This is a genomic window from Anaerorhabdus sp., from assembly GCF_036657415.1.
GTDB lineage: Bacteria > Bacillota_I > Bacilli_A > Erysipelotrichales > Erysipelotrichaceae > Anaerorhabdus.
The window spans coordinates 1-6,915 of record NZ_JAVXGL010000094.1 but is presented as its reverse complement, the minus strand read 5'-3'; the positions used below and the strand labels follow the sequence as shown (position 1 = coordinate 6,915).

Here is a 6,915-nt window from a genome sequence, read left to right as displayed (position 1 = left end):
TGTATCCTTTGAACTTGATGAAGTCTTGGGGTTAAGTGATCGTATCGCTGTTATGTATAATGGTGGTATTACAGGAATTGTTAATGCAAAAGATACGGATGAAAAACAATTAGGCTTGATGATGGCAGGCTCTAAAATTGAGGGGGTATTGGATCATGAATAGGAAATATGACAAAATCTTAGTCCCTGTGATTGCGATATTTCTTGGAATTTTAGTAGGGATGTTAATCTTGCTTATTTCTGGTAAAGATGTATCAACATTGTTTGCTGGATTAATTAAAGGTTTAACTGGAATTGATATGTTAAAAGCTGGTTCTACAGTTAATTTACGTTATCCAGGTGAATTTTTAGTAAGTACAATGCCAATTATTTTAACAGGTTTGTCTGTTGGGTTTGCATATCGTACGGGTATGTTCAACATTGGATGTGAAGGACAAGTTATTGTAGGTAGTTTAGCAAGTTGTATAATTGCAATTTCTGTTCCAATGCCAAATGGTATTGCGCCAATTATATGTGTACTATTTGGTGGACTAGCAGGTGCTTGTTGGGCATTTATTCCAGGTATCTTAAAATCTAAGTTTAATATATCAGAAGTTGTTACAGGAATTATGTTGAACTATACTGCGCTTTATGGAGCGAACTATTTCTTACGTGCGCTTCCAGGATCTTCTCCTCAAAGAACAGTTAACATTCCTGCAAATGCAATGCTTGGTAGTGAGTTCTTCAAACAACTCACAAACAATAGCCGTTTACACTGGGGATTTGTTATTGTAATTATTGCAATTATTGCATATTGGTTCATTATTGAAAAAACATCATTTGGATACTCATTACGTGCAACTGGATTTAATAAAGAGGGTGCTCGTTATGCAGGTATCAGAGTAAATAAAAGTATTATTTTATCAATTATGATTTCTGGTTTTCTTGCAGGGCTTGCAGGTGCTATCGTTGTACAAGGTACATTCGGATATGGCCGTGTAATGGTTGCGATGGATAACTATGGTTTTGATGGAATTGCAGTTGCTTTAGTTGGAGGATGTAATGCCATTGGTATTATGCTTGCAGGTATGCTTTTTGGACTATTAAAAGTTGCTCAACCATTATTACAAACATATGGTGTACCAAAAGAAATTGGAGATATTATTTCTAGTTCGATTGTATTCTTCGTTGCATTACAATATGCAATTCAACTTGTTATTTTGAAATTAAAAGCACGAAAACCTAAAAAGAAAGATCCTAGCTTAGCCATGCAAGGAGGTGATTCGAAATGAATTTAATTATTTCGATGTTTCCATCAGTACTGATGATTGCAGCTCCAATTATAATTTGTGCTCTTGGAGGCCTATTCTCAGAACGTTCAGGAATTGTTAACATTGCTTTAGAAGGTATTATGATGGTAGGTGGATTTGCAGGAGCTACAGTTTGTGTACTTCTACAAAATGCTCCAGGTATTGGTCATTATGCAGGATGGATTGGACTTGTAGCTGGTTTAGTTGCAGGGGGTATCTACTCACTTTTATTGGCAGTATCTACTATTAACTTTAAAGCGGATCAAACAATCGCTGGTACTGCAATTAACTTACTTGCAGGCGGAATCACAATTTATTTATGTCAAATTATTTTCAATCAACAACGTACAGAATCTTTTACTAAAGGTATTTCTAAAATTAAAGAAGTTCCTATACTTTCTGAAATTCCAATTATTGGTGATATGTTCTTTAAGAATATTTATCCAACAATCTTTATTGCAGTTGCTTTAGTGTTTATTGTGTATTATGTTGTATTCAAAACTCCATTTGGATTAAGATTACGTTCTTGTGGAGAAAACCCACAAGCAAGTGCTTCTATGGGTATTAATGTATATAAAATGCGTTATGCAGGTGTAATTTTATCAGGATGTTTAGGTGGATTAGCAGGAGCTGTTTTAGTTCTTACATCTGGTGTACAATATACAATTGCATCTATCCATGGGGTAGGGTTTATATCAATTGCTGCACTTATTTTCGGTAAATGGAATCCATTTGGTGTATTAGGTGCTGCTATCTTCTTTGGTTTCTCATCTGCATTAGGTGTATATGCAAGTATGATTCCGGTATTGAATCAAATGCCTTCAGAATTCTTCGCATGTATTCCATATGTGTTCACAATCTTAGCACTAATTGTATTTAGTGGTAAAACGGTAGGACCAAAAGCTGCTGGTGAGATATACGATTCAGGAAAACGATAACTATAAATAAAGCTGGATTTGTTAATCGAATCCAGTTTTTTACATTATTATGAAAATATTTCAGAAAATGCTTGCTTTATTTTTACATTTGTCTTAGACTAATATTATTCCTAGGGCAGGAAAAGATGAAAGAAGGTACTTATTATGAATGAATTTGACAAAAAAGATGAATTAGTAGAATCGAAGGAGTATTCAAGTTTAACTGAACTCTTGAATGATTCTCAAAAAGAAAATTCAACGGAGAACCAAACTTTCAAGAGTTTGAGTGAAATCTTTTCAGGCCGACGATGCATGTAAAAAAACAATGAAACCATATCAATATTGATATGGTTTTTCTTTAGCGTGATAAGAACGATAATTTTTCTGCAATAATTTCAGCATTATAGTAAGTGATATCATTGCTTGCGCTATGAACATTGGCTTGTAGTCTTCCTCGGATGCCGACAAGTGTTCCAGGTTCACATGCTTGACAATCTTCAGCAATACCTCGCCATAGAGTTATCGCAAATACATCATATTCTATTTCTCCATTTGAATTTCTAAATGCTCGCTCTACATCAAGTAGAAGTGTGGCAGTAGTGGTTCCATTTGGAGTTTTTTTTATGATGGGTGATTCCTTTACTTTACCGACTAAAACACATTGATTTAACATAGATACCTCCATTTCTAAATTTATTATTCGCTTAATCTGGGGTAACGTCAAAAAAGCATATTTGTCTTTTAAAATTAAAAGGACAAGTATGCTTTTTGTGTATAAGTTCTTATTTGGATTTAATTACAATTTCAGACATTTCATCAAAACTGTAGTTGTTTAATGCGTTCGTACAATCTTCACAAGTTAAACTTGAAATGATCTCAATTGTATCAAATAAACTAACACCTGTTTGGATATTTCTAAAATATTGAATACCAATTGCATCAGGTTGATTAAAGATAGTTAAGCTTTCACCAAGTGAGCGGTTTTTTAATTGATAAAGAGCATCTTCATTTAATGCATTTTTCTTTATTATCTCAAGTTGTTTTTCTATGAATGCTTTAAAAGCATCTAATTGAATTCCTTCATCAGAAAAAATGAGAAGTGCATAGTCTTTTGATAAATCAATTTCATATTCAAAGTAGTGTGAAATTTGATGAGTATCTATCCATGACTGATACTCAGGATTCATAGTAGTGAAATGATTTTCTAAAATAAAACGTAATGCCCAATCTCGTTTTACACGTGATGCATCAGTTTCATCGAGTACAGGTAATTTATAACCTAAGCATATTTTTTGATTAGTCACATCCATGATGATGGTTTTAGTTTTTTCAAATACTTCTTTAGGCTCTTCCTCAAAGTAACGTGTTACCGGTTTGAATTTAGGGAATGTTTTATGACTTTGATTTTCTTTGATTAAATGAATTACTTTTTCAGGATCAACTGGTGTGACAACAATGACCATCATATTTGCGGGATGATAATTAATTGCATAACAATCTTCTAAATTTTCTTTCGTAATTTGGTAAACAGATTCAACAGTACCACCAATATCATTTTTTAGTGGATGATATTTGTATAATGACCTAAATGTTTCAAAAAGTAAACGTGAGTCCGGCATTTCTAGATACATATTTAATTCTTGTGCGATTATTCCTTTTTCCTTTTCAACTGATTCTGTTGTGATACGTAAATCTTGGACAAAATCAAGCAATAAGTTAAGTGGTTCGGCGATGTCTTCATCACTTGTATCAAAATAATATACAGTTTCGTTAAAAGAAGTAAATGCGTTGACATTAGCACCCATTGTAGAGAAAGTACTCATGACATCGCCTTCATCTGATTCAAATAGCTTGTGTTCAAGAAAATGTGCAATACCTTCAGGGAATTTTATTTTATGACCATCTTGGTCGATTTGTTCAAAATCAAAGCTACCGTAAGGTGTTGCGAATAGGCAAGATGTTGTAGCAAATTCAGGTTTATGCCAGACAACAATTTTCAAACCATTATCACAACAATCTTCATAATAAGTTTCTTTGAAATTCTTGTTTTCGTTTTTAATCATGAGTTTCCTCCTGGGTTAAACAGTAATGTAGTTTACATTCAATCTTTTTAAAGGCTTGAATGATTTCTTCTTTGGTTACTGTTTTAATATGATTGATTGTTTCTTCAACACTACGTTTAGGACCTAACAAAGAGACACGGTAGTCATAAGCAATAATTGATTTTTGTGCATCTAAACTAGAACGTAATGTATTGATGTACATTTTTTTCGTGGTTTCAAGATGTTGTTCATCAAAATCACCATCAACAATACGTTTAAATTGTTGGTCTACCAATTCTTTAACACGCTCATAGTTTTGACCATCGATGGCAGTTTGCATAACCATGATGCCATCATAACCATCGTAACGTGAAGAAATAGTATAGCAGAGACTATGTTTCTCGCGTACTTCTTGGAATAGGAAAGAAGTGGGTAAGCCGCCAAATAATCCATTACCTACAAGAATTGCATCATAGTCATCATCTTGAATTGTTTGATTTGTTTGGTAAATAAATACTACACGAGATTGATGGATAGGTTTTCTGTCAATAATTTCACTAAAGTCATTTCTTGTACAAGTTTGTACAATTACAGTGTTAAATACGCGATCTGTGAAATTGAATTTTTCTTTGATACATTTTTCAATTTTATCTTGATCAAATTCACCAAGTACAAAAATTTCAAGAGAATCATTTTTTATCATATCAAAATATGCTTTATTTACATCTTCCAATGTACATTCTTCAATTTCTTGAATAGAAGGTAATGCTTTGATTTTTAATTGTTCACCAAATGCAATACGGGCTTGATTGTAAGCATAATTACTTGGTTGGTCATTATATGAACGTACCATAAGAAGTAAACGTTCTTGAATTTCTTCATAAGCAGTTTCTGTAAAACTGTTATTTATAAAATTTGGATCATAAATAAAATCATAAATTAATTCAATTTGCTTAGAAAGTAAATCTTGATTTACATATTGTCCATTAAGCATTGTGCAACGAAATTCTAATAAATCAGTATTACCAACAGTATCTCCTGATGATTTGAAGTTGGCACCAAAATTCTCATCAAGTACACGAGTAACTGCATCTTTGGTTGGGTATTTCTTACAAGTGTCGCTTAATAACTGTGCGAGATAATATCTACTCGGGCGATTAATAGTTTCTAATGAATTCATGAAACGGAAAGCTATCGTTATATCCTTAAACTTAGAAGTAGGATGATAATGAATCTTTACATTGTTTGCTAAAATATCAGTTTTCATAGTAAATCCTCCTTTGTAAGTATATCTCATTTGGACAATTTTGACACGGTCTTCTCTTTTATTCTAAGATAAATAAGTTTATAATAGATAAAATGGAGTGGGAAAAGCATATGAAAAAATGTTTAGTTATTATTGATATGATTCATGGTTTTATTCATGAAGGAGCATTAAGTGATTCTTCAATTGATAAAATTACACCAAATATAGTTTCTCTAACAAAGTATTTTATTGAAAAAGATTATTCAGTTTTAAATTTCCAAGATTCTCACGATGAAAATGCAAATGAATTTATGGCATTTCCACCACATTGTTTGAAAGAGAGTCATGAAGCAGAATTAATTGATGAATTAGTACCATTTAAAAATAAGATGGTTACATTATATAAGAATTCAACTAATGGATTTATGCATCCAGATTTTATTAATGTATTTGATAAGATTCATGCAGATGAATTTGTTTGTGTTGGTTGTTGTACAGATATCTGTGTATTACAATTTGCTTTATCATTAAAGGGATATATTAATCAACACAATTTAAAAGTGGGTGTGAGTGTTGTACGCGATACTGTTGAAACGTTTGGACTTCCAGGTCATGAGCAAGGTCAATTTAATGAAATGGCAATTACATTAATGGCAAATGCTGGAATTAAAATTATAGATTCTTATAAGGAGATAATGGAATGACAAATAAAGAATTGATGTTGATGACAGATTTTTATGAATATACAATGAGTTATGCTTATTTCAAAGAAAATAAGCATGAAGAAATTGCATATTTCGATATGTTTATTCGTAGAATTCCGGATGGTGGTGGATTCATGATTTTTAATGGACTTCACCGTTTTATAGATTTTGTAAAGAATTTTGAATTTGATGAAGAGTGCATTGATTATTTGCGTAAGACCAATTGTTTTGATGAAGAATTTTTGGCTTATTTGAAAAACTTAAAACTTACGGTAGATATTTGGGCTTGTAAAGAGGGAACGCCGGTATTTGCGAATGAACCCCTTGTGACTGTGCGTGGAACATTAATTCAAGCACAAATCTTAGAAACAATTTTATTAATCTGTATTAACTATGCAACTCTTGTAACAACTAAAGGATATCGTATTGTACAGGCTGCCCAAGGACGTGGTGTACTTGAAATGGGTTCACGTCGTGCTCATGGTATGGATGCTGCAGTTGAAGGCGCAAGAGCGGCTTACATTGCAGGATGTACAGGTACAGCGTGTACAGCTGCAGGTGTAAAATATGGTATACCTGTAAGTGGTACAATTGCGCATAGTTATATCCAACTTCATGATAATGAATTTGAAGCATTTAAAAGTTATGCTCAAATTGCCCCAGATAGTTGTGTTTTATTGGTTGATACATATGATACATTGCATTCAGGTATTCCTA

8 protein-coding genes are annotated in these 6,915 nt (G+C 32.6%); 5 read left to right on the top strand and 3 right to left on the bottom strand.

The annotated features are described in order from the left end of the window. Positions 1 to 155 precede the first annotated feature (155 nt). From RSB60_RS10235 to RSB60_RS10225, 3 genes are all read left to right on the top strand, one after another. Entirely contained in the window at positions 156 to 1,271 is a 1,116-nt protein-coding gene (locus tag RSB60_RS10235) for an ABC transporter permease (protein ID WP_323381652.1), read from the top strand. Further along, on the top strand, positions 1,268 to 2,227 hold the full coding sequence (locus RSB60_RS10230; protein WP_323381651.1) for an ABC transporter permease: 960 nt from the start codon (positions 1,268 to 1,270) through the stop codon (positions 2,225 to 2,227). Before RSB60_RS10235 ends, RSB60_RS10230 begins: the two co-directional genes overlap by 4 nt. A gap of 144 nt (positions 2,228 to 2,371) precedes the next feature. Then, positions 2,372 to 2,524, top strand: coding sequence for a hypothetical protein (locus tag RSB60_RS10225; protein WP_332616144.1), 153 nt, complete (start codon positions 2,372 to 2,374; stop codon positions 2,522 to 2,524). A 40-nt stretch (positions 2,525 to 2,564) separates the two neighbouring features. On the opposite strand, the gene RSB60_RS10220 is transcribed toward RSB60_RS10225, so the two are convergent. The 3 genes from RSB60_RS10220 to yfmF form a co-directional block, all read right to left on the bottom strand. Then, a complete protein-coding gene (locus RSB60_RS10220) occupies positions 2,565 to 2,879 on the bottom strand; it encodes a single-stranded DNA-binding protein (protein WP_332616142.1) in 315 nt (104 codons plus the stop codon). A gap of 109 nt (positions 2,880 to 2,988) precedes the next feature. Continuing rightward, on the bottom strand, positions 2,989 to 4,269 hold the full coding sequence (gene yfmH, locus RSB60_RS10215) for an EF-P 5-aminopentanol modification-associated protein YfmH (RefSeq protein WP_332490917.1): 1,281 nt from the start codon (positions 4,267 to 4,269) through the stop codon (positions 2,989 to 2,991). Then, positions 4,262 to 5,515 (bottom strand): EF-P 5-aminopentanol modification-associated protein YfmF, encoded by a 1,254-nt coding sequence (gene yfmF, locus RSB60_RS10210; RefSeq protein ID WP_332616140.1) that lies wholly within the window; start codon positions 5,513 to 5,515, stop codon positions 4,262 to 4,264. The genes yfmH and yfmF overlap by 8 nt, the downstream gene beginning before the upstream one ends. Positions 5,516 to 5,625: 110 nt before the next feature. Between yfmF and RSB60_RS10205 the strand changes: the two genes are divergently transcribed. Beyond that, complete coding sequence (locus RSB60_RS10205; protein WP_332616138.1) at positions 5,626 to 6,198, top strand: cysteine hydrolase family protein; 573 nt, start codon at positions 5,626 to 5,628, stop codon at positions 6,196 to 6,198. Beyond that, positions 6,195 to 6,915 (top strand): nicotinate phosphoribosyltransferase (pncB, locus tag RSB60_RS10200; protein ID WP_332616136.1); only part of this gene is annotated, 721 nt, incomplete at its 3' end. The genes RSB60_RS10205 and pncB, both read left to right, overlap by 4 nt.